The following is a 22,978-nucleotide window of genomic DNA, read 5'->3' on the forward strand; positions in this document are numbered from 1 at the left end:
TCGTTAAACGACGTCTTCGTGAATGCGGTCTTCTTGTTCGCGGATTTCGCGCAATTGTTTGTCGAGTTTCGCCAATGTCATCGCCATGCTCTGACCCATGTCATGAAGTTCGGTGATACGTTTCATGGTATCATCCTCTTCACCACCGACGAGGCGAAGGCTTTCGAGTTTTGCGGAATTCAAATCGATTTCTTTAGAAAGAGACTCGAGCTTCTGGTTGAGTTTCTTACGATCCTCTACCAACGCCTTTGTCATTTCGCGGATCTGATCGAGGCTAAGCACCTCGACTTTACCGTCCAAAGTTTCTTCTGCAGTTTTTGCTGGCACTTCTTTGTCTTCGCCTTGGAAGGCTTCCCAGAAAAGAGACCATTCGTTTTTGAGGGCTTTTACGATCGACCTACTACTGTCATCACCCATAAATATTAAAATACTCCTGCGCTCTTTGAGCGACTTGTGGGTTCTTGGTCTTTCGGAATCATGAAATAGCACAGACCATAACCCAAGAGAGCCACACCGAATGTTACGAGGGCTAAAATAACAAATCCCGTTCGCACCAGCCCCACTTCGATGCGGTATCTTTTAGCAATTCTAGCACAGACGCCGAGAACCTTTCCATCTAGAGCTTGGTCCAGTCTATCGACGCGGGGCAAACACGCCCATAAGATCAAATATAGAAGGACTCCGCTACCAAACCACAGCACGGCAACCAGCCAAATGACGCGCAATATCCAAGTTTCAATACCTAAGGCGTTACCTAGACCTTTGCAAACGCCAGCTAAAGCGCCATCGGCGGCCCGAGTCCAACGATAATTAGCTGTCGGTGATTGAGTGGACGTGGTTTGCATCTGTGACTCCTAAACAAAGTAAATATGTATCGCAAATCTACTTTGTCCAGAGGCTCTCAGCAAACCCGTGTTAGAAAGTCCCCGTGATCATGAAATCATTCCCAAAAGTCAGATACCGAGGATTCTTCACATGGATCTTTTCTGTCATGGAGGCAATCCTTACGGTTTCCGTCCAAGAGCGAGAGCCTCCAGAGCCCATAATGATAGGAGCCTGGAACATGTAAAGTCGATTTACAAGACCGCAATCTATAAACGTGCTCGCAGTCAGCGCGCCGCCCTCAACCATCACACTACGCAAACCTTGTTGATAAAGTTGCGCGAGCAAATCTTCGAGTTGAAGGTTGCCATCGACTTGAGTTTTTACATAAAGAACTTGAGGCGCCAAAGAAAGCTTCGCTAAAATTTTTTGCACTTCTTCTTTCGTCTCTTCAGAAACGCACCACAAAACATCCGCTGCCGCGTGCACTTTAGAAAGCTTTAGTTCGGCAAAGCGATGAAGCAACTCGGCTTCCCCGTCAATCACGACGACTTTATTTTTCTTTTGAATTTCTGGATGGCGAATATCCAAGGATGGATTGTCGAACTCGATCGTGCCTTTGCCGACTAAAATCGCATCGTAGCACGCGCGTAGATAGTGAACGTACTCACGCGATTGAGGACCTGTGATCCACTGTGACTCGCCTGAACGAAGAGCCACCTGCCCATCCAAACTCGAAGCCATTTTAACGGCCACAAAAACTTTTTTCTGACGATAGTTCCAAAGAAAAGTCTCGCACACTTCTTCAAGATGCGTTTTGATATCGCGATCGACATCCGCGTTGTCTGAATGAAAGACATCCGCTTCGATCCCGGCAGCTCTTAAGATATCAGCGCCTTGTCCTGCCACAAGCGGGTTAGGATCAATCAAACCGAAAGTGACTTTTTTAATCGGAAGTTTGGCCATCATCTTCGCACAAGAAGGAGTTTTTCCTTCGTGTGCGCAAGGCTCTAAAGTCACGAACACGTGCGCGCCTTGAAGCTCTTCACTGGAAAGATGGCGAAGAGCATTCACTTCCGCGTGAGGTCCGCCGTAAAATTCATGGTAACCCGAAGCGAGAAATCCCCCTTGAGAATCCAAAACAACCGCGCCCACGTTCGGATTCGGACTGGTGCGCGTAGAGCCTTTGTAAGCTTCACTGATCGCCAAACGCATGGCCTGATCGGCCGTGAGTTTGTCACCTCTGTTTGGAACTGAAAGAGTTTGAATGAGCTCCATAAAACCTTTACGTCAAATAACCGCGTTCTTTTTGATCTCGTTCAATGGCGTCGAACAACGCTTGGAAGTTGCCGTCACCGAAGCCATCGTGACCTTTTCGCTGAATAACTTCATAGAAGATCGGACCAAAAGTATTCTTTGTGAAAATCTGCAATAAATAACCGTGCTCGTCCCCATCGACAAGAATCGCATTTTTTTCCAACACGTTCAGATCCTCTGTCACATTTGGAACACGGTCCGGCAACATCTCGTAGTAACTATGCGGAGGCGGCGTCAGGAATTGAATTTCGCTGCTCTTCAAAGATTCCAAAGTCGCGACGATGTCGTTGGTCAACAAAGCCACGTGCTGAATTCCCGACCCTTTGTATTCATCAAGGTATTCTTGAATTTGTGATTTCGACTCTGTCGGTTCATTGATGGGCACTGAGAATTTACCGCAAGGAGAACGCATCACTTTAGAAAGAAGACCCGTCTTCGTTCCGCGGATATCGAAATAGCGCGCTTCACGGAAGTTTAAAACCTTCGTGTAGAATTCACACCATTTATCCATCTCGCCTTTGGGAACGTTGTTCGTGAAATGATCGATCACAAGAAAACCCGCGCCTTGCGGAGCTTTGTCTTCTTCTTTGATCTGGAAAATTTCTTCGTAAAGTTTTTTCTGATTCTTGTCGTCCATAAAATAGATTAAAGAATCACCGATGCCGTAGATCGCGGGGAAAGGTGTCGCGCCTCTTTGATGATCGTTGCCGTCATAAGGGCGTCCTCCCCGAGCAACGGCAGCTGCAAAAGCCTTTTCAGCGTCGACGACTCGAAAGCCTGTGGCCGAAATCGAGTTGCCGTGTTGTTTCGCGAATTCTGTTGCGAAAGTTTGCGGTTCACAATTCAAGATGTAATTGATGTCACCCTGACGATAGAGCTTGATGTTTTTTCCGTGAACTTGTCCCACTTCTTTGAAAGCATATCTCTTGAAAACTTGTTCAAAGAAATGAGCATCGGGCCCCGAGTACTCGATGAAATCAACTCCATTGAGACCAATAGGATTTTGCTCTGAAATCTGCGCCATTTGCACCTCTGCTAGGTCAAAGATATATCAAGATTCCGTGACAGTAGCCCTAAATAAGCTGTTATTCAAGCAGGAAGAAAACCAGTGAATATAGGTATTTAGACGATTTATGGGTCTCTCATTGAGACCACGGAACATTGCAGGGTTAAAGCTTCGCAATAACCCGAATGTAGTATCGAGTTTGTTTAGAGAGCGCCGATAGGTTTTATAAGGGGACCATCTATGCCTAGAGAGAAAATCAAAAATCCTCCCTGGTTTTATTTCGCGCTCGCGGGCGAAGTGATTTTAGGCATCATCCTGATCGGGATGCTCAAAGATCTTATGTGGATTCTTTAGAACGCGACATTCGAAGAGAACATAATTCCATAAGAAGAAAATTTGCTGCCGTTTTCACTTTTCGGTGTCGTGCCCATATGGAAAGCGCCAACGATGATTTCATTGCGTCTTTTGGTTATGGAAACTCCCGCGGTTATTAAATCCGACGTCGCTGGCTCCGACTCCCCACGAGCGTAGCCAAAGAGTGGTTCCCATCCTTCCGGAGAAGTATTGCGCCAGCCGAAAGCATAAAACCAGTCCTCCGCACTCGTATCTATCGTGCCGTCAGCATTGCGTGTTTTACTTTGTGAGTTGTAAACAACATCCAAATTCACTCTATTGCCGCCGATAAGCGAAAAATTCTGCCCAAGACGAACTGCCATGGACGCTTCTGCTTGGGGGTCATATGTCGTGACCGTTTCTTGAATGGTCGTCGGTGATGTTGATTCCAACTTCGAGGAAAACTCGGTCGCTGTGGATTCAATAAAAAACGGCAATAATTTCATCGAAAGACCGACCGTCCAAGCCTCAGTGACTTTCGCCATGATTCCGGGAATCACAATAATCGCCGTCTTCTTTTCATCGCGCTGAGCAAACTGCGTGGAGGCATAGGCTCCCCCTTGTGTCAGAGTGAAATAATATGTCGATTCATCTGTGCCCGTCTGAACACCACCTGAAAATCCCCAAGCGAAACGCTCTCCAAGACTGCTGCCAAAGGATCCGCCGATAACAATCGCATCCTGCCGCACCTTTTGCGTGGAGTTTAACAAATAACCTCCCGCAACGGATTGAGAGGAACTTGCGATAACTTGAAATGCCAGAGGATTCGCAACAAAGAAGGCTCCGGTTCCGAAAGCTGTTGGATAAATACTCGCCGCTAATGTCGGGCGAATTGTCATTTCTTGCGGAACGATCTTCTGATTGGGAATATCAAACTTTTGCGAAGAGATCGCATTGCCGCTCACGGAAAGAGAAAGTTTGTCTGTATCGCGAAAACCCAAACCCGCAGGATTAAAAAGCACGTTCCCAGGTGAGGCGACCATCGCGGCTCCGGTGTTGGCCATAAAGGCCTCGCGGTGTCCCGCTGGCAAAGGATAATCCACGGCGACTGCTGATGTGCCGACAAGAACATTCAGTAAAATAAACCCAAGACGCATTTTCTATCTTTCAAGACGTTTGTAAAAATCCAAAACTTTTGGATCTACAATGATGGAACGAGGATTCCATCCTATCAAGTGCAATCCTTCAGACGCTCTTAAGCGACTCAACGCCACATAGGCATGACCCGGCTCCCATAAAGAACTCAGATCACACCACAGATCATCAAGAGTTGCTCCCTGACTTTTATGAATAGTCGTGGCATAAGCCAGAGTCAGCGGAAACTGAATCACTTGGGCCATGATGTTGCCTTCGGAGTCTTGCAAAGCAAAAGAAGATTTATCAACCTGAACTTCGCGTCCTTGGTCTTTCTTGACGGTGATCCGATCCGAAGAAATATCAGTGACGATGCCGCGGGTCCCATTCACCCAGCGTTTTTGCGGATCGTTTTGCAAAAACATCACACGACAACCGAGTTTCAGGACGAGCTTCACGGGAACGGGTGCCGATTTCATCAGAATTTCGATATGTTTTTCAGAGCCGAAGTAAATGGAGTCGATCGTCACTTCTTCTTCCGCAAGCTCGTTGAGTTTGCGTTGGTTGAAATTCTCCGCATTGATTTTCCGAGGGAACAATCTTGTTCCCGGATGATCTTCATCATGAGTTTTAATATGTTCATTGAGAAAATCGCGCACTTGTTCAGTCACCAAACCGTGGCGAACATCGCTAAGAATATTTAAAAAGTGATTTTCAGAAACGCGCTGGTTGTGCGAAAGCATTACGGTTTGAAAACCGCTTTGTCTCCACACCTCATTCATAAAACACCAGTCGCGCTGACTCGTCTGCGTCACCGGAGGCAATTGCGCAAAATCCCCTACGGAAATGATTCGCATTCCTCCCCAAGGGAGTTTTGATTCGCGGGCTCTTTGTGCTAAAGCCTCTGCAATCATTAAGGCCTGTCCTGGAATCATTGAAATCTCATCAATGATCACGCCTTCGACTTTACGTAAACGCGCCAATAATTTTGTATCTTTAGAGGCCCGCGCATAAGTCGCGTCAGGTCCGCCCTCCATGATTCCAAGTCCAAAAAAACTGTGGAAAGTCCGACCACCCAACAAGACGGCTGCAGCCCCCGTGCTGGCAAGAATGGGCATTTCTTTGGGATCAAGTTCGCGCATGAAGTGGCGAATTAGAAAACTTTTACCGCTGCCCGCCCCACCTGTTAAAAAAACATTCTCGCCGGAACGCAGGAGTTCCAGGGCTTCAGACTGTTCAGGGGAAAGTTCAACGGAGTATTGGGCTGCCATGAGGAACGATCATGCCATCACATGACCGCTCCTACAAATAAATTTCCGAACGGAAATTCAGGAATTAGCGAGAGAATTTGCCTTCAAGAGTCACATCGCGCTGGAAGACTTCACAGACTTCTGTCGGACCATGGCGAGGATCGCGCACTTCCCAACGGCAGCGTCTGTCGAAGTAACGGCGCTCAAGCAAGCTCAAACGAATTGTGTTGTAGTTGTTGCTCAAACTCAACATCACCTCACGTCCGTCGATATTGCAAATGCCTGGATCAAAATAAAAACCTACCGACTCAACAACGCCTTTGCGAGTCACGTAAGCCCATTTTAAGTTGTCGATAGACGAACGGCATTCCGGCATCAACAGACTTTCGCCGCGCGTGTCTTTGTAAAGAAGAATCGGCTTGTTTCCTTCAAACGTGATCGTCAATTGACCACGGCGACCTTGGAAAGAACCAGAGTAAACTCCCTCCAGCTTTTTTGCACGAGCCAGATGCTCATCAGGCACTTCGCCATTTTCGATTTGAACTGTCTTACACGCAGCCAAAGCTGTCGTCGCAAGCAAAAGAAGAATAAAACGTTTCATAGGACCCCCAGATTTTCTGGTTACCTCGGATGTTCCGGAGAAACAACTTTCTCGAGGAATAACGCCCTCGATCATAGTCTCAATGCCCTTTAAAATGAACTGGATGAGGATTACCATTCTAGAACTGTTAAATAAAAAAAGGATCACTTAGGATGCTAAAACTTCTTCTGATTTCCAGCTTGTCATTCGCAGCCGCACCTTCTTCTGATATTCCGGCAAAGCGCGAGTTCCCTCTTAATACGGCCGTCAATCCTTGTGAAGACTTTCACAAGTACGTTTGCTCCAAGGCTGAAGCGAGCTTCAAGCTGCGCCCCGACCGCAGCCATCACACTTTTGCATTCAATGATTCGCGCGAACGCCTTTTGAAAGTGAAGATGGATTTCATGAAGTCGTTGCCGACAGCGAAGGATTTGAATCCACGCACGGAGCAAATTCGTGACGTTTATTTGTCCTGCATGAATGCTCCGGAAAAAGTGCGCTCAGAAAAATCAGAAGTCACGCGCATGATTAAAGAAATCGAGCAAATCAAAACGACGGAAGAGTTGATCCAGTACTCGCATAAAAATCTACCGAAGGGTTTCGGCAACTTCGTTTCCTTTTGGCCTTCTCCGAACTTGGATGATCCCAAAAAAATGGATGGAATGCTGTACTCGAACTTTATGGCGTTGCCTGATCATAAATACTATGAAAACCCTGAACTCTTGAAAGAATATGAAAAAGTTCTGACTCTTTTCTTTCGTTCCATTCAGCCGCAACTGAAAAAATCAGTGGCAAAAGAAAAGGCGCAAGCGCTTATCTCTTTGGAGCAAGAGTTTATTAAAACTTTTCCGGTCGCAGCCGTTCGTCACCAGCGCTGGAGTGAAAAACGAGTTTCAAGTCAGGCAGACTTGACTAAAAAGTATCCGCACTTGCAGCTTCGGCTGGTTTTTGCAAATGTGCCGGAGAATCTTTTGATCAATACTCCGATTCCAGAATCTCTTGAGTTCTTAAACGCGGAACTGGGCAAAAGGCCTTTGCAGGTGTGGAAGGACGTCTATCTTTACCGCGCGCTTTCCGACAATATGGACGATGCTTATCAGAAGTATTTCAAAGCTCAATTTAAATTCGACAAGAAATTCTTCGGTGGCCCAGATACAAGACCGGATCGCCAAGAGCGCTGCACGACGGTTGTTACGAATTACTTTATGAAAGAGATGGACGCCGCTTTAGTCGATAAAGTGTTCCCTCATTTTGACGAAACAAAAGTCAATGAGGTAGGCGCACGTATTCGCGCCAGCATTCTGGACGGACTTAAAAATAACACGTGGCTTTCCAAAGAAGGAAAGGCCGGAGCCATCGCCAAAATCGAGAAGGCACGTCTGCAACTGGTAAAACCGCACACGGATAAAGAGTGGGACTTCATGCCTTTGAAGAAGTACTCCATCAATAACTACTTACAGAATTTGCACACGTTCGCGGAAGCTCGCTGGGAAAAAGCGATGCAGGAAGTGCGCGAACCTGCGAACCAGGACGCTTGGGGCATGGGTCCTTTGACTGTGAACGCTTACTACAGCAGCAATGAAAACAAATTCGTTCTGCCGATCGGCATTCTGCAATACCCGTTCTATGATAAAGACGGCTCCGTAATTGAAAACTTGGGTGCCGTAGGTGCGGTTATGGGCCACGAGTTGGGCCACAGCATTGACGACAGCGGATCGAAATACGATTCTGAAGGACGCCTTAAACAATGGATGACGACAAAAGATATTATGGAGTTCAATCTGCGCGGCCAGAAGATGATCGACCAATTCAATAAAATCGGTCACGACGGCAAATTGACCCTGGGTGAGAATGTCGCAGACTTAGTAGGTCTCACGTTCGCTTACAATGCGGCTTTCCCGAAAGGTGTCGGCACGGCGGAAAATAAGAAAACGTTCTTCGTGGCTTACGGGCGCGTATGGTGCTCCGTCACTCGCCCTGATTTCGATAAGTTGATGCGCAAGACAGATCCTCATGCTTCCGGCGAAGCGCGCATCAACGAACAGGTAAAACATCAACCGGCTTTCGCGGAAACGTTCCAGTGCAAACCGGGAGATAAAATGACTCTTCCTGAGAATGAACGCGTAAAAATCTGGTAGTCGCCCAACAACAAGAGGGAGCTATTCAACTTTGAGACGCTCCCTTTTTCTAAAATCCAGATCACATTCCCTTGGGGGAATATCAATCGCGGTCATTTTGATAATGGCTTTGGACCTTTACTAGAGGCTGGCGGAGATGATCATCCCTGTTACGGATACGATTTTGATGCCGTCTGTAGTCCCACTCTCAGGATCGGAAGCAAACAAGTATATTTCGGACCTTGTAACCGCTGGAGGTCCCCTTGCCACGGAGTATGCTCCACCTTCTCCACTTCTTTGTGCTGATCCAAATATGAACGACTTCTGTGGAATGGGTTATACCTGGACGAGCTCGCCAGGAGGCGCTGTCGCTCGTGGTGGCTCTTATTATAACGGCACAGATACCGGCATTTTAGCCTTAGATCTGGACAATGCTCCAAATTATTCCAATACTCACGTCGGGTTCCGCTGCGTAGCCCCTGCCACAGAAATCCAGTGATGCAGCCCCTCCGAAAAATCCCTGCTGCTTGCTGTCTTTTGCGGCAGATGTTAATGTTAGAGTCTTGACTCTGACGCAGGAGGACTCTGTGACAGTGAAGTTAATTAACTTCGAAAACAAAACCGAAAACCCTCATTACGAGGGCGTTTATGACATCGCTCCTCAAGAGCTGCAGAAAATGATGTCGCACGTGAAAATGATCGATGTTCGTCAGCCTGAAGAATATGTTGGCGAACTAGGACACGTACCTGGATCCGAGCTTGTGGTTCTTGATACTCTTCCTGATCATCTTGAAAAATTACCTAAAGACCAAACAGTGGTGTTCATTTGTCGCAGCGGCGGGCGTTCCGCCAAAGCCACAGCCTACGCGATGATGAATGGCCTTACGCACGTTTATAATATGCAGGGCGGAATGCTCCTATGGAACGACCTGCAACTTCCGACTGAAAGATAGAAAATGACTGGAAAAGTATTTGTTAATAGAACTTTGAATTTAAAAAAGATCCGCTACATCGGCGTCGACATGGACCACACGTTGGTTCGTTATAACAGCGAGAACTTTGAAAGACTTTCGCATACAACAATGATCGATAAGCTTGTGAAGCGCGGATACCCTGAAACTTTGCGCAAGTTGACGTTCGACTATAACTACGCCATTCGCGGCCTCGTGATCGATCGTAAGATGGGAAATCTGTTAAAGCTGAATCGCTACACGGCGATTCGCGCGAGCTACCATGGATTAAAGCCGTTGGATTTCAAAAGCCATCAAAAGCTTTATAAATCCACTTACATTGACTTGTCGAACAGCGATTATTTGGCTGTTGATACGTCTTTCTCGATCTCATTGGCGAACTTGATCGCGCAGATCGTAGAGTTGAAAGATACAGACGTTGCTAATAAATATCCTGAGTATTCACAAATCGCCGACGACGTGTTGGATGCTTTGGATGAAGCTCACCGCGACGGTTCTTTGAAAGACGTCGTTAAGAAAAATCTGGATCACTACATCATCAAAGATCCAGAGTTGGTTGCGGGCCTTGAGAAGTTCCGTCGCCACGGAAAAAAGATCTTCGTTCTGACGAACTCTGATTTCCACTACACGAAGCTTTTGTTGGATTACGCGATTCAACCGTTCTTGAAAGAACACAAGTCTTGGCAAGATCTGTTCGAGTTCGTGATCACGTTTGCTTCCAAACCGAAGTTCTTCTACGAAAGCCAGAAGTATCTTCGCGTCAATCCTGCAGACGGAACGATGACGAATATGGAAGGCAAACTGACGCCGGGCATTTACCAAGGTGGTAACGCGAAGAAATTCACGGCCGACCTTGAACTTGCCGGTGATGATATTCTTTATATCGGGGATCATATCTACGGCGACATCCTTCGATTGAAAAAGGATTGTAACTGGCGAACAGCGATGGTCATCGAAGAGCTCGATGAAGAAGTGAACAACAACAAAACGGCCGAGCCAATCAACCAAGAGATCGAAGTTCTGATGAAGAAAAAAGAACCTCTTGAAGACGAGTTGACGGATTTGATGACCCGTCGAATTGAGAAGGTCGGAGACGTCAGCGAACAGCAGATCGAAACTTTGCAAAAAACGATTTCTGAGATCGATGCGCAGATCAGTCAGCTCATCAAAAAGCAACAGTCGATGTATAACGCGAACTGGGGTCAATTGATGAGAGCCGGCAACGAAGAAAGTTATTTTGCCTACCAGCTCGATCGTTATGCATGCGTGTATATGGAAAAGCTGGCGGATCTTTTGGATCTGTCGCCAAGAACTTACTTCCGCGCTCCTCGCCGTCCTTTGGCGCACGAGCTTTACTAACGCTGGTTGTGAGTTTACATAAAAAAAGCCGCCATCTCTGGCGGCTTTTTTTTGCTCTGTTTTTACGGAACTATCTTTTCAAACACTTAAATGACTTCACCATAGCTGCTCTGTCGTAAATGGGACCGTTCATATCGTGAATCTCCAAAGATCCTTTTTGTGAAGGGCAATCCAACATTGCTTGAAAGAGAGAACATTGACCGTCTCGCAAAATACGGAAGTAGTGACCTCCCACTGTCACGTATGACAAATTACCAGGGTCATTTGGTGATGAAATTTTCTCAATCTCCCAGTGGCCGTGTTGTGGAGTATCTTGAATCCAAGTTTGTTTTTCACAACTGCCACCCACTTCGTAATCACCCTTAATAGTGTAGTTGTATTCAAATGCTTGCGCCGTCGCAGCAGAAACTAGAAGTCCAAATACCAATGAAAATTTGAAAAATACATTTACTGCTTTCATTATGTTCCCCTTTTTAATAATGATTGAGTCTAGTTGAATTTGCGTACCCCCGAGATATACAAATTCGAGAATCCCTTTGCTAACGCTATTTGAGCAGTACCTAAATAAGGAACTCTTATGACGCCTTTAGTGCCGATTCAAGATTCTCAAGAAGAATTCAAAGCTCTGATGTCTTTGCTGAAGAACATTTTGCGAGAGCGAAAGATTTCATACGCGGAACTTGCGAAGCAATTGGGAATGTCCGAATCGGGTCTTAAAAAAGTTTTCTCAAGTAATGACATCTCCTTCAGCAGAGTCTCGCAAATAGCCGGCGCTCTTGGTTTGCGAATCACAGATTTACTTAATGAAATTGAAAACAACGAAACTCACTCCGTCACCTTTAGCTCTGAGGAGCAAAAATATTTCCTCGAGAACAAAGAAACTTTTTATTTCTTCGTTCGACTGCTCATCGAAAGAAATAGCGTCGAAGAAATCCAGACTGAATTCCAATTAAGCAATGCTGAAACTTTTAAAATTCTTAAAACATTGGATTCTTTTGGCTGGATACAACTTTTGCCCGGTAATAAAATCAAACTTCCACCGCTTTCACATGTCAGAGATTTCGGCTCAGGTCCCTTTCTTGAACACATCTACCAAGAATGGAGTGTTGATTCCGTTCGCAGTATCGCCAGACCCGAGAATCAAAAGTCAGGTAAATTTATCATCCGCTGTTTGCGAATGAAACCCTCTACCTACCAAAGTTTTTTACAAAGACTAAAAGAACTCGAGATCGATTTGCTAAGAACCGCTATTCGCGAAATGAAAGTTTCCAATAAAAACTTGCAGACCATGCAATGGGTGTCAGTGACGGACCTTAAAAGTTTCATAACTTCGAAGGCAGTCTCTGAAGCAGGAAGATTGCGTTTAAAAGCTTTACCGAAATAAAGACTAATTTTCCTCGGCCGCTTTTTGCGTTTTTTCTTCGTTGGAGTTTTTAAGACGTTGAGACAATGTTTTCACAAGCGCCTTCGACCATGCTGGACGAGAGAATAACAAAACATCCAAGGACTTGCTGGGAATTTCGATAAGTTCGCAGTCGGTTAAACTCATGACACTGGCAGAACGCGCTTCATTATTAATATAAGACATTTCGCCCACGAATTCACCGGGCTGAATCTGGCCTAAAACGACGTGTTGCCCATTGTCCTCACGGTAGGCTTTCAGTTTTCCTGACTTTACCAAGTAAACGTAGTCACCTTTTTCTCCGTGCTGAATCAAAACTTCGTTTGCGGCAAGAAAGCGCAATCGATAATTGGAGTTCTCGCCGTCGGCAACCCAGTTCAATGCTCGTGTCAGTGCTTGTCCTAATTGAGATTCCTTGACCGGTCTTTCAACGAATTGAACCTGTCCTGTGACGACTTCGTCGACCAAATGTTCCTTGTCCAGACGATCTGAAACGACGACGACAGCCACTCGATCTTTGCGTCTTAAAAACTTATCGACAAGATCCAGGGCTTGAATCTTTTGCACATTGGAATCAATCAGCACGACATGCGGAGGCACGTTTTCACTTTTAAACAAAGCTTCGATCCCATCCACCGCAGAAAAAACTGTCGCATGCGAGATCCGCGCTTTGATGTGCTGCTCGAGTTTTGAAATTTCTTGCGAGTTGCTGGAAGCGATAAGAAAGATTTTTTTATTTTCTAGGTCCGACATCAAAGATCCCTACACGATTACTATGTAGACCTAAATATGAAGCCCCAGAAGCCAATATTCAACGGGAAGAAAATGATCCTTAGACTAAAGTGACATTTATTACCAAGAAATAGGCTCGCCGTCGCGGAAGAACCCTCCGTTCGGGCCTCCTTTTGGAAGAGTCGCCGCCCAAACGATTCCTTTGATCCCTTGCTCAAGCGAACGATCCGCATTTGGACCACCCATATCCGTACGCACCCACCCCGGAGAAACCGAGTTCACGCAAATGTCTTCGCCGCTGACTTCAGATGCGAAAAGATTCGTGACCATGTTTAATGCCGTCTTGGAAATACGGTAAGCTGCCGAGGCCGACTGCGGATTTGAAAGCTGGGCCATCCCACTAGAGACATTGACGACTCGGCCGTATCCTTCTTGCTTCATCAAAGGAAAAAGTTTTTGCGTCAGTAAAAAAGGACCTATCGTGTTCGTCGTAAAGGTCTTCTGAATAGTCGTCGCTTTGGTTTTGAAAAGACTTGAATTACCACCATCTTCGCTGTCGATAAGAATACCGGCGTTGTTCACAAGAACGTCGACAAACCCATATTCCTTTTTGATCGCTTCAGCAAAATCGGTAATACTTTTTTCTTGTGAAAGATCGAGCTTCATTGGAACGACGTCGAGATCTTTCATCTTCAATGCGTTCACTTGCTTTTGCGCTTTATCGGGACTGCGCATAGCCATCACCACTTTGAACCCACGCTGCGCAAGGGCCTCACTTGTTGCCAAACCCAATCCGCGATTTGCGCCTGTGACGATAGCTATCTTCTTCATCGTGTCCCCGTTTACTCTGGTTGTGGAACTGGAATTTCGGTATTGCCAACAGGAACTAAAATTCCCGTTGTCCAGTTTCTTTGATCAATCACGCACTCGCACGAAATCACACGGTAGCGCTCGATAGGGAAAGAATAATATCTTTCAACCCAACCCCAGCCTGTCCAATCGATTTCACGATAATAGCCGCGGCCGACACCTTGACGCACGGAACGCGTTTCGCGGTGGAATGTCAAAAGCGGATAATGCAATTTTAATTTTCCGTCGTGAGTCAGTTGCGCCTTTGCCGGTTCATCAAAAACACAGCCGTAGTATCCGTCGATACTGCGCAAACGCCCCTGCAAGATTTCACCGGGCTCAACATCACGGTCTTGAGGAACGCGGAACTCGAAGAAGTAATCTGAAGGAGCGCCATTAGGATAATAACTGCGTGTGTTCATTGTCAGCTTGCCGTCAAATTCGATGAGACTTACGACAGCGCGGCCATCGACGCTGCTCCACTCGCCTTCAAGATTGCTGGCAGCAACGGCTGTCACTCCTGTCAATGTAACGAAAAGAGCTAAGATGAATTTCATTTTTCCTCCCCCAAGTTTCATGCTTATTTGGAACCCGCATTGCGGTTAAAAAGAATCAGATAGTCTTTTGAACCGGTTTGCTCCATCAAGCCTGAATATTTTCCGTCTTCAAATTTTTTACGATAAGTTTTTCTTGCGATCTCGCGCACCATACAACCGATGGGACCTTGACCGCTAAAGTCCTTGCCGGCTTCCACGACACATTTCGGTTCAAACGCTTCTTCTTGTTCTCGTGTGACCGGGAATTTCATAATCGAAAAACTTGTTACGTCGAGTTTGTACTCTTCTTTCAATCTGTTGGCAGGATTTTTTTTCAAAAGTTGCGAAGAATAAATGTTTGGAACGATGACGGCGACACGCAATCCTTGTTCGCGGGCTTTTTTAACACCCTCAACAAAACGGTTCATGTCTTCTTTGATATCGATGCGCATGTTGGAGGGAAAAAGCTCCACGTAGGGCAGCATTGGTTCAACGACAATCACGTCATACTTCGAACCCTGTTCCTGATTGGCCTCAAGGAAGCCGCGCCACAATTCAATGTCTTCAATGTGATTGGGTGTAACACCCAACAGAACAATCGGCGATTCTTTGATCTCTAAGCGCAGACGTTCGTAAATGCCTTTGCCAAGCTCTTCGGGCAAAGAGACTTGAGAAAATTTGATTTTAGGAATGGACTTGGGCTGAATTGAAAACTGAGTCGCAAAGAAAATTCCTAAAGCAATCACCGCAACGGCGCAAATCCAATAAAAGTACTTCATAGCTCAGGAACTTCCCCTAGATAAGGAGCTAAGTCCAGCTCCTTAACGTGCGTTCTAACAGGATGCCACAGAGTGGCAATGAGGGTTGTCTTCTGATAGAATTGTGCTAGTTTGCGAGCATTACAGAGGACTTGATCCCTAAAAAGACAGGTACCGAAATATATGAAGGCGACGAATACACCATCTTCTTTTTCTTATCTTATTATAGGCTCTGGCCGGGTCGCCCGCCATTTAGCTCACTACTTTCATTTGTTAAATATCAGCTTCGATTCTTGGGACCGCTCTCAAGATCCACATGCTTTGGCTCGCAAAGTTTCAGCGGCGACGCACGTTCTTTTGGCGATCTCCGACACAGCTCTGGAAGGTTTTTACCGACAGCATTTAGCGGGTCACGAAAAAGTTTTAGTGCAGTTTTCCGGAGCTCAATATTTTGAAGGCATGATCTCAGCCCATCCGTTGATGACTTTTGGGCAAGAGCTTTACGATTTTAATTTTTATAAGCAAATCCACTTTACTCTGACAGGGGCCGCTTCTTTAGCGGACGCTCTTCCTGGATTGCCCAATTCTTTTTCGACGATTCCGGCCCAAGATAAAGCGCTTTATCACTCTTACTGCGTTTTAGGCGGAAACTTTGTCACGTTGTTGATTGCAAAAATGCTGTCGGGATTTGAAGAGCTGAATGTTCCTAACGAGGCCGCGCGTATTTACGTCGAGAAGGTCGTGGCGAATACATTTGCAAATCCCAACACCGCTTTGACAGGTCCCCTTGTCCGCAAAGATGTCGAAACCGTCAGCGCAAATCTGCGAGCTCTTGAACAGGATCGATACCACGAAATTTATCAAAGTTTTTTAAAAGCTTATTGGCCGGACTATCCGCGAAAGTGAGGCTCCTATGAAAACCATCCTCGATTTCCATGAAAAGAAAAGCAAAAAACAAAAGATCTCGATGATCACTTGTTATGATTATTCTTTCGCTCGTATCGTCGCGGACAGCAATATCGATTGCATCCTGGTCGGAGATTCTTTGGCAATGACTATGCATGGTCATCAGACGACTTTGAACGCCTCCGTGAATATGCTGGCTTTACATACCGCTGCTGTCGTTCGTGGTGCCGGTGAAAAATTCGTCATCGCAGATCTTCCCTTCATGAGTTACCGCAAAGGTCTTACGGCAAACATGACGTCCGTTGAAAAAATCATGAAAGCGGGCGCGCACGCCGTGAAACTTGAAGGCGCGGCGGGAAACATCAACCTTGTTCGTCATCTCGTAGATTCGGGCGTGCCGGTGATGGGGCATATCGGTTTGACGCCTCAATCTGTACACCAACTTGGCGGGTTTAAAGTGCAAGGACGTGACGAAAAGGCCCAGCAGAAATTAAAAGAACAAGCTTTGCAATTACAAGAGGCCGGCGCTTTTTCCTTAGTCTTGGAATGCGTGCCTTCGAAACTTGCCAAAGAGATTACGGCGTCGTTGGACATTCCTACTATTGGTATCGGCGCAGGCCCTGATTGCGACGGCCAAGTTTTAGTCTTGCAGGATATGCTCGGCATGAATGAAGGCTTTAAACCTAAATATTTAAAAACTTATTTCAACGGTTTTGCGACTTTGAAAGATGTCTTCAATACTTACCACAATGAAGTCGTTGCGAGCCAATTCCCGACCGAGAAAGAGAGTTACTCATGACAATGATCTTACGCTCTCCTCAAGAATTTAAGGCCTGGCGCAAACAACAGCCAGGCAAAGTGGGATTCGTTCCCACTATGGGCGCTTTGCACTCGGGCCATGAAGAGCTGATCAAGCAAGCTCGCCAAGAAAATGACGTCGTCGTTCTTTCGATCTTTGTAAATCCAACACAATTCAACGATCCCAAAGATTTTGAAAAGTATCCTTTAACTTGGGATCAAGATTTTGAGATGGCAAAACGAAATAACGTGAATGCGATTTTCTATCCGCGCTATCCCGAAATGTATCCGGACAGCTACCGCTATAAAGTCACAGAGAATGAATATTCTAAGTTATTAGATGGCGCGCACCGCCCGGGACATTTCGACGGCGTTCTTTCTGTTGTCATGAAGTTATTTAATATCGTTGCGCCTCATCGCGCCTATTTCGGCGAAAAAGATTTTCAACAACTGACTTTGATTAAAGGCATGGTGGAAAGCTTTTTCATGGATGTGGAAATCGTTCCCGTTCCCACTGTGCGCGAAAAAGACGGATTGGCGATGAGTTCACGCAATACGCGACTTAGTGCTGAAGAGCGCACCCAAGCTCCCGAGATTTTTAAAGCCATCACAGGTTCTAAAACAGCGGCCGAGGCGACTCGCAAACTGACGGAGTTGGGCTTTATTGTTGATTACGTAACGGATATTGAAGACCGTCGCTTTGTTGCCGCAAAACTGGGAGAAGTGAGGTTGATTGACAATGTCAAAATCTAAAGTGCTCTTCATCATGACAGGTTCTATTGCCTGTTACAAAGCGTGCCACGTGATCTCTCGCTTGGTCCAAAATGGCTGCGAAGTGCAGGTCGTTGCAACCCCTTCTGCTTTGAAATTTGTCGGCAATGCCACATTGGAAGGTCTCACTGGCAAACCTGTCGTCAGCGATATGTATGCCGCTGGCAATGTCATGGATCATATTCATCTTATGAGATGGGCTGATGCAATTGTTGTAGCTCCGGCGACGGCGAGCTTTTTGAACAAGGCCGCTCAAGGTGTTGGTGACGATTTAGTCCAGACACTTTTCCTGGCGCATGATTTTAAAAAGCCTTTCCTGATTGCGCCCGCCATGAACACAAGCATGTACTTGCACCCGGTGACGCAAAAGTCCCTCGAAACTTTGCGCGGGATGGGCTTGCAAATCTTAGACACGGCTTCCGGAATTCTTGCTTGCGGTGAGGAAGGCTGGGGAAAACTTCTTGAGCCTGATATGATTCTGAAGTTTGTTCTTGAAGCTCTTCAGAAGAAATCTCCGGCACAGGAACCAGCCAAAGATTCACGTAGGACCGCTCTTTCCAAAGTTAAAGTGTTGATCACAGCGGGCGGAACGCAAGAACCCATTGATACTGTTCGGGTGATCAGTAATTTGAGCTCGGGTCGTACGGGAATTGCTTTAGCGGAGTACATGGCGCAAATGGGGTTTGAAGTCACTTTGCTGCAAGCTCACGGCACGCCAAAAACGGAACACGTGTCGCGCAGAGATTATTTCACAAGCTTTGCAAGTCTCGACGAGAAAATGAAAGAGTATCTTGGCAGCGAAGATTTCACGCACGTGATTCATGCAGCGGCAGTCAGCGACTATTCGGTCGACACGATCGAAGCGGCTGGAAAAAAGGTTCGTCCTTTCGAAGTGAAAAAACTCAGTTCGGATGTGGACGCTATGAGCATCCATTTGAAGCGCAATCATAAGATTGTGGATCGCTTAAAAACTTATTCAAAAAATAAATCCTTACAGGTTATCGCTTTCAAATTAACAAGCCATGCTTCAGCCGAGGAACGTCAAGCCGCTGTTGAAAAACTTTTTAAAAGTTCCAAAGCGGATTACGTCGTTCACAACGACTTAGCGGAAATTGATATCGTTCAAAAAACTCACAAATTCACTCTGATCAGTCCAACATCTTCGGTTGTCTGCGACAACCTCGGTGTTTTGGTGGGTGAACTTATTCAGGTTTTAATTCCCAAGGAAATTCTATGATTCTTTGTCTTGATGTAGGTAATACGCAGATCTATGCCGGTCTGTTTGAAAAAGATAAAATGGTACTTTCATTCCGAAAAAACTCTAAAAGCGGGGCCTCTTCGGATGAAACGGGAATCTTTTTGCGTACGGCAATTCGTGAAAACGGTTATGATCCTGCGAAAGTAAAACAAATCGCCATCTGCAGCGTTGTTCCTGAAGTGATTTACTCTTTGCGTGGCGCTTGTATGAAATACTTCAATATCAATCCTTTTATTTTGCAAGCAGGAGTAAAAACAGGATTAAAAGTAAAGTATCGCAATCCCGTGGAAGTCGGCGCGGATCGTATTGCCAACTCTATTGCGGCGACTCATCTTTATCCAGGAAAGAATCTGATCCTGGTGGATCTGGGGACGGCAACGACATTCTGCGCGGTTACGAAAGAAAAAGATTATCTTGGCGGCTCCATCGTCGCGGGTCTGCGTCTGTGCATGGAGGCCTTGGAAAGTAAAACGGCGAAACTTCCGTCAGTAGAGATCATCTCTATGCATGAAGCTTTGGGCCGCTCTACGGTAGAAAGCATTCAATCCGGTCTCTATTACGGCCATATCGGCACCATAAAAGAGATTGTAGAAAGAATCACAAAAGAGAGCTTTCACGGAGAAAAGCCCCTAGTCGTTGGGACTGGAGGATTTGCATATTTATTTGAAAAAGAGAAAATATTCGATGAGATTGTCCCGGATTTAGTTCTCAAGGGCATGTTAATCGCTTTGCAATACAATACTTAAGGAAACGTTATGAACTTATCAATGCTTAGAGCTAAAATTCACCGTGCGACTGTGACAGGCGCAGACCTTGATTACGAAGGTTCTGTCAGTGTTTGTCCTGATCTTATCAAAGCTTCAGGTCTTTTGATCAATGAGCGCGTCGATATCTACAACTGCAACAACGGTGCGCGCTTTTCCACTTACGTGATTAAAGGAAAAAAAGGCGAAATCTGCCTGAACGGAGCTGCCGCTCGCCACGTTCAAAGAGGCGACCTGGTTATTATCTGTGCTTACTGCGGAATGAATTACGACGACGCGAAAAAGCATGAACCAACAGTGGTTTTTGTCGACGCAAAAAATCGCGTAAAAGAAAAACGCAAAGAAGATCGCAAGAATAATAAATAATTATTTGCAGTAGCGGTATTGGCTCATAAGAGCGCGGGTCTTCTGCGCTCCATCGATATCCCCACCACGTCTTTTGTTCCAGTCGTCACTGCGCAAAGGTCCCCAGTAGGTTCCTTCAGGGCCTTTTGACGTCGGTGTCATCAGTGTGTCTCGATTCTGAAGTTCTTTCGCAAGCAAGTCGACGCCACACTGAATATTCTGATACGGCACGTGCAGATCGCGGGCCTTGGGACATACGGGTTTCCACACTTGCAACAAACCAATCGCCGTGCCGTTCGGGGCATTTCGATTGTCATTGCGCGGATTACAGCTCGACTCGGAGGAAGCCATGGACATAATGATCCATACCCAATAAAGTTCTCTCTGATCCTTGTTCATCTTCGGATAATTCGGGCACCACTGAGTGATGTCATCAGGAACGTTAGCGCCGAATGATTCAGGTTTGTCTTTGATCTGTTGAAGCGTGTAAGAGCCCCACGATCCCAGCTGACCTTCTTTATTGATGAAATGATCGCAACCTTTAGCGAAAGTAGCGCTCGCATCTTGACCAATCGTGCGGGACGTATTGCGATCCAAATCTTTTTCGTAAACGAAACCTTCTTTTTCACGTGCCGCCCACGCAGCCTCTTGAAGTTCATAAGCAGCATCTTCAAGACTGTCGCCGGTTGAACCCATAGCTGTCTTTGAACTGCCCGAGCCCCCGAACATCATTGGGCAAAGGCCCGCAAACATCGTAAAAAGACCTTGTGTTTGTGTAGCTTTAACTTGTGCGTTTTGCTGTTCTAGTGCTGCATTGGCGGCAGCGACTTGTTGCTGCTGTTGCCACTGAAGAAAAGCATTCTGTTGCATTTGCATTGTTTGAAAAACTTGGTCCGCGCTGGGTGTTGTCACCGGCGCCGGTACTGCCGTTGGCACTTGGGCCCACGCAAAAACGGGCGTCACCACTACGAGCATAAGCGCGGTTTTTACAAAGCTGAAAAAAGAATGCCGGTTGAATCTCATCAAGGAACTTATCGGGTATTCAAGAACAACCATAAGGAATCTCTGGATTTTGCTGGCGAATCTCAGAATAAGACACTTCTTTTCAAGACCAAAGTTTTGATATAAGGTCTGTGCATGGCTATCACCCTTCTACAACTTCAATCTGGTTACAAAGCTTTCGGATCCAAGTCCCTCTTTGAGGACGCGACATTTGCGGTGAACGAGGGTGAACACGTTGGCGTTATCGGCCCCAACGGCGCCGGCAAATCCACACTTTTTAAAATTCTTGTCGATCAAGAACATCTGGATCAAGGCATCGTCACGAAATCCCAACAACTGCGCCTTGGTTATCTTGAGCAGGAGTCCGACTGGAACGTCGATGAAAAGGTTGAAGAGTATCTTGCGAAAAACTGCATCAAGCCTTTGTGGGAATTGAAACAGTTCGGCCTTAAACTGGGACTTAGCGAAGCGCACTTCCAATCGCATCTCAAGCAATTGAGCGGCGGCTATCGCATGCGCGTGAAACTTTTGTATCTTATCGGCCAAGAGCCCAATCTTTTGTTGCTGGATGAGCCGACAAACTTTCTTGATCTTGAAACGCTTCTAGTTTTGGAAAGCTTCCTTCAGGAATTCAAAGGCGCTTTTCTTTTGATCTCGCATGATCGCGAGTTTTTACGTCGCGTGACCGATCATATTCTTGAAGTGGAATCCGGCGATATCGTGAAATTCCCAGGTAGTCTTGATGACTATTTCGAGCAAAAGCAAATGCTCAACGAGATTTTGCAAAAACAAATTCTCAGCCAGCAGGCTAAACGTAAATCCATCATGGATTTCGTCACGCGCTTTGGCGCTAAGGCAACAAAAGCCCGTCAGGCGCAAAGCCGTTTGAAAGCGCTGGAGAAAATGGAAGTGATTGAAATGAAGGCGGCGCCGACGCATTCACATATCCATATTCCTCCCGCAAGCCCGACCGGAAAAATGATTCTTGAAGTTGAAAGCGTCGACTGCGGTTATGGCGATAAAGTCATTTTGCAAGACGTATCCTTGCGTCTAGAGCGCGGGAATCATCTAGGCATTGTCGGTCTCAATGGAGCTGGTAAATCCACTCTCTTGAAATCCCTGGGCGAGCAAATTCCTCTTCTTCGTGGCTCAATTAAATGGGGACATCAAGTTAGTTACTCTTATTTCGCTCAACACACGCCGGAATCTCTGAATCCCAATCATACGGTGTTGGAAGCGATGGCCGCGACGGCGCATAAAGAAGTTACACAGCAAGATGTGCTTAACATCGCCGGTAGTCTTTTGTTTTCCGGTGATACCGTTCAAAAGAAAGTCCGGGTTCTTTCCGGAGGTGAGAAGTCCCGCGTCGCTCTAGGACAAATCCTTTTGCAAAAATCGCCGCTGCTCTTGCTGGATGAGCCGACGAATCATCTTGATTTCGATACGGTGGAAGCGCTCACAACGGCTTTGGAAAAATATGAAGGCACGATTGTTACCGTCAGCCATGATCGTGGCTTTATCGGTCGCGTAGCGAATAAGATTCTTGAGGTCAATCACGGCAAGCTCACGCTTTATCCGGGAACTTATGACGAATACGTCTGGAGTTTGCAAAAAGGATTTTTAGCCGACCGCGTGTTTGACGAGAACTCGACATCACGAGGACCTGTCGCGAAAATTGATGAAGCGCCGAAGTTTAATTACAAAGAAGAGCGCAAACGTCTTGAGGCTGCGATCAAAAAAGCGCAAAAGCAGATTGAAGACTGCGACAAGAAGATTGCCGATCTTGGCAAAAAAAGAGATGCTTTAAATGAATCCTTGATGAACGCCAGCGGTGATAAAGCAGCAGGCCTTGCAAAAGAGCTGCATGAATTGAGCGGCTCCATCGAGAATCTCGAAGTCCTGATGTTGGAGGCCATGGAGGAACAGCATCGTGGCGAGGAAGAACTGAAAAGTCTTGTGGGGTCGTAG

At 46.3% G+C, this 22,978-nt stretch carries 25 protein-coding genes; 12 read left to right on the forward strand and 13 right to left on the reverse strand.

What is annotated here, in order from left to right; translation table 11 throughout:
• Positions 1–3: 3 nt before the first annotated feature.
• The 7 genes from QJS83_RS01370 to QJS83_RS01400 all read right to left on the reverse strand — a co-directional run bounded on the left by QJS83_RS01370 (position 4) and on the right by QJS83_RS01400 (position 6,463).
• Entirely contained in the window at positions 4–417 is a 414-nt protein-coding gene (locus tag QJS83_RS01370; protein ID WP_284607079.1) for a hypothetical protein, read from the reverse strand.
• A gap of 5 nt (positions 418–422) precedes the next feature.
• On the reverse strand, positions 423–845 hold the full coding sequence (locus tag QJS83_RS01375; protein WP_284607081.1) for a PspC domain-containing protein: 423 nt from the start codon (positions 843–845) through the stop codon (positions 423–425).
• A 70-nt stretch (positions 846–915) separates the two neighbouring features.
• Complete coding sequence (ribD, locus tag QJS83_RS01380) at positions 916–2,100, reverse strand: bifunctional diaminohydroxyphosphoribosylaminopyrimidine deaminase/5-amino-6-(5-phosphoribosylamino)uracil reductase RibD (RefSeq protein ID WP_284607083.1); 1,185 nt, start codon at positions 2,098–2,100, stop codon at positions 916–918.
• A gap of 7 nt (positions 2,101–2,107) precedes the next feature.
• Complete coding sequence (gene hppD / locus QJS83_RS01385; RefSeq protein WP_284607085.1) at positions 2,108–3,163, reverse strand: 4-hydroxyphenylpyruvate dioxygenase; 1,056 nt, start codon at positions 3,161–3,163, stop codon at positions 2,108–2,110.
• Between the two features lie 332 nt (positions 3,164–3,495).
• The gene (locus QJS83_RS01390; protein ID WP_284607087.1) at positions 3,496–4,635 is read right to left on the reverse strand and encodes a hypothetical protein; all 1,140 of its coding nucleotides are present in this window, start codon (positions 4,633–4,635) and stop codon (positions 3,496–3,498) included.
• A 3-nt stretch (positions 4,636–4,638) separates the two neighbouring features.
• On the reverse strand, positions 4,639–5,883 hold the full coding sequence (locus QJS83_RS01395) for a DEAD/DEAH box helicase (protein WP_284607089.1): 1,245 nt from the start codon (positions 5,881–5,883) through the stop codon (positions 4,639–4,641).
• Positions 5,884–5,947: 64 nt separating this feature from the next.
• On the reverse strand, positions 5,948–6,463 hold the full coding sequence (locus QJS83_RS01400) for a hypothetical protein (protein ID WP_284607090.1): 516 nt from the start codon (positions 6,461–6,463) through the stop codon (positions 5,948–5,950).
• Between the two features lie 152 nt (positions 6,464–6,615).
• On the opposite strand from QJS83_RS01400, the gene QJS83_RS01405 reads away from it, so the two are divergent.
• The 4 genes from QJS83_RS01405 to QJS83_RS01420 all read left to right on the forward strand — a co-directional run bounded on the left by QJS83_RS01405 (position 6,616) and on the right by QJS83_RS01420 (position 10,889).
• The gene (locus tag QJS83_RS01405; RefSeq protein WP_284607092.1) at positions 6,616–8,580 is read left to right on the forward strand and encodes a M13 family metallopeptidase; all 1,965 of its coding nucleotides are present in this window, start codon (positions 6,616–6,618) and stop codon (positions 8,578–8,580) included.
• A 136-nt stretch (positions 8,581–8,716) separates the two neighbouring features.
• Complete coding sequence (locus tag QJS83_RS01410) at positions 8,717–9,058, forward strand: hypothetical protein (RefSeq protein ID WP_284607094.1); 342 nt, start codon at positions 8,717–8,719, stop codon at positions 9,056–9,058.
• 88 nt (positions 9,059–9,146) lie between these two features.
• Positions 9,147–9,512: a rhodanese-like domain-containing protein gene (locus tag QJS83_RS01415; RefSeq protein ID WP_284607095.1), complete on the forward strand. Its 366-nt coding sequence runs from the start codon at positions 9,147–9,149 to the stop codon at positions 9,510–9,512.
• A gap of 3 nt (positions 9,513–9,515) precedes the next feature.
• A complete protein-coding gene (locus QJS83_RS01420) occupies positions 9,516–10,889 on the forward strand; it encodes an HAD-IG family 5'-nucleotidase (protein ID WP_284607096.1) in 1,374 nt (457 codons plus the stop codon).
• Positions 10,890–10,959: 70 nt separating this feature from the next.
• Here the strand turns inward: QJS83_RS01420 and QJS83_RS01425 are convergent, their stop codons facing one another.
• Entirely contained in the window at positions 10,960–11,349 is a 390-nt protein-coding gene (locus tag QJS83_RS01425) for a hypothetical protein (RefSeq protein ID WP_284607097.1), read from the reverse strand.
• Positions 11,350–11,466: 117 nt separating this feature from the next.
• Between QJS83_RS01425 and QJS83_RS01430 the strand changes: the two genes are divergently transcribed.
• Positions 11,467–12,273: a helix-turn-helix domain-containing protein gene (locus QJS83_RS01430; protein ID WP_284607099.1), complete on the forward strand. Its 807-nt coding sequence runs from the start codon at positions 11,467–11,469 to the stop codon at positions 12,271–12,273.
• A 3-nt stretch (positions 12,274–12,276) separates the two neighbouring features.
• Here the strand turns inward: QJS83_RS01430 and QJS83_RS01435 are convergent, their stop codons facing one another.
• The 4 genes from QJS83_RS01435 to QJS83_RS01450 all read right to left on the reverse strand — a co-directional run bounded on the left by QJS83_RS01435 (position 12,277) and on the right by QJS83_RS01450 (position 15,187).
• On the reverse strand, positions 12,277–13,044 hold the full coding sequence (locus tag QJS83_RS01435) for a cyclic nucleotide-binding domain-containing protein (protein WP_284607100.1): 768 nt from the start codon (positions 13,042–13,044) through the stop codon (positions 12,277–12,279).
• 99 nt (positions 13,045–13,143) lie between these two features.
• A complete protein-coding gene (locus tag QJS83_RS01440) occupies positions 13,144–13,854 on the reverse strand; it encodes an SDR family NAD(P)-dependent oxidoreductase (protein ID WP_284607101.1) in 711 nt (236 codons plus the stop codon).
• 11 nt (positions 13,855–13,865) lie between these two features.
• Complete coding sequence (locus tag QJS83_RS01445; protein ID WP_284607102.1) at positions 13,866–14,429, reverse strand: hypothetical protein; 564 nt, start codon at positions 14,427–14,429, stop codon at positions 13,866–13,868.
• A 23-nt stretch (positions 14,430–14,452) separates the two neighbouring features.
• A complete protein-coding gene (locus QJS83_RS01450; RefSeq protein WP_284607103.1) occupies positions 14,453–15,187 on the reverse strand; it encodes a hypothetical protein in 735 nt (244 codons plus the stop codon).
• 162 nt (positions 15,188–15,349) lie between these two features.
• Between QJS83_RS01450 and QJS83_RS01455 the strand changes: the two genes are divergently transcribed.
• From QJS83_RS01455 to panD, 6 genes are read left to right on the forward strand one after another with little or no spacing between them, the layout of a single operon-like run.
• A complete protein-coding gene (locus QJS83_RS01455; RefSeq protein ID WP_284607104.1) occupies positions 15,350–16,072 on the forward strand; it encodes a Rossmann-like and DUF2520 domain-containing protein in 723 nt (240 codons plus the stop codon).
• A 7-nt stretch (positions 16,073–16,079) separates the two neighbouring features.
• Entirely contained in the window at positions 16,080–16,871 is a 792-nt protein-coding gene (gene panB / locus QJS83_RS01460; protein ID WP_284607106.1) for a 3-methyl-2-oxobutanoate hydroxymethyltransferase, read from the forward strand.
• On the forward strand, positions 16,868–17,623 hold the full coding sequence (gene panC / locus QJS83_RS01465) for a pantoate--beta-alanine ligase (protein WP_284607107.1): 756 nt from the start codon (positions 16,868–16,870) through the stop codon (positions 17,621–17,623). Before panB ends, panC begins: the two co-directional genes overlap by 4 nt.
• Entirely contained in the window at positions 17,610–18,878 is a 1,269-nt protein-coding gene (coaBC, locus tag QJS83_RS01470; RefSeq protein ID WP_284607108.1) for a bifunctional phosphopantothenoylcysteine decarboxylase/phosphopantothenate--cysteine ligase CoaBC, read from the forward strand. The genes panC and coaBC overlap by 14 nt, the downstream gene beginning before the upstream one ends.
• Positions 18,875–19,645, forward strand: coding sequence for a type III pantothenate kinase (locus tag QJS83_RS01475; RefSeq protein ID WP_284607110.1), 771 nt, complete (start codon positions 18,875–18,877; stop codon positions 19,643–19,645). The genes coaBC and QJS83_RS01475 overlap by 4 nt, the downstream gene beginning before the upstream one ends.
• A gap of 9 nt (positions 19,646–19,654) precedes the next feature.
• Positions 19,655–20,029 carry an aspartate 1-decarboxylase gene (gene panD / locus QJS83_RS01480; protein ID WP_284607112.1) on the forward strand — a complete coding sequence of 125 codons (375 nt, stop codon included), beginning with the start codon at positions 19,655–19,657 and terminating at the stop codon, positions 20,027–20,029.
• Here the strand turns inward: panD and QJS83_RS01485 are convergent, their stop codons facing one another.
• Complete coding sequence (locus QJS83_RS01485) at positions 20,030–20,983, reverse strand: hypothetical protein (RefSeq protein ID WP_284607114.1); 954 nt, start codon at positions 20,981–20,983, stop codon at positions 20,030–20,032.
• Positions 20,984–21,145: 162 nt separating this feature from the next.
• On the opposite strand from QJS83_RS01485, the gene QJS83_RS01490 reads away from it, so the two are divergent.
• Positions 21,146–22,978, forward strand: coding sequence for an ATP-binding cassette domain-containing protein (locus tag QJS83_RS01490; RefSeq protein ID WP_284607115.1), 1,833 nt, complete (start codon positions 21,146–21,148; stop codon positions 22,976–22,978).

It is taken from the genome of Bdellovibrio sp. 22V, from assembly GCF_030169785.1.
In the GTDB taxonomy this organism is placed as follows: Bacteria; Bdellovibrionota; Bdellovibrionia; order Bdellovibrionales; family Bdellovibrionaceae; genus Bdellovibrio.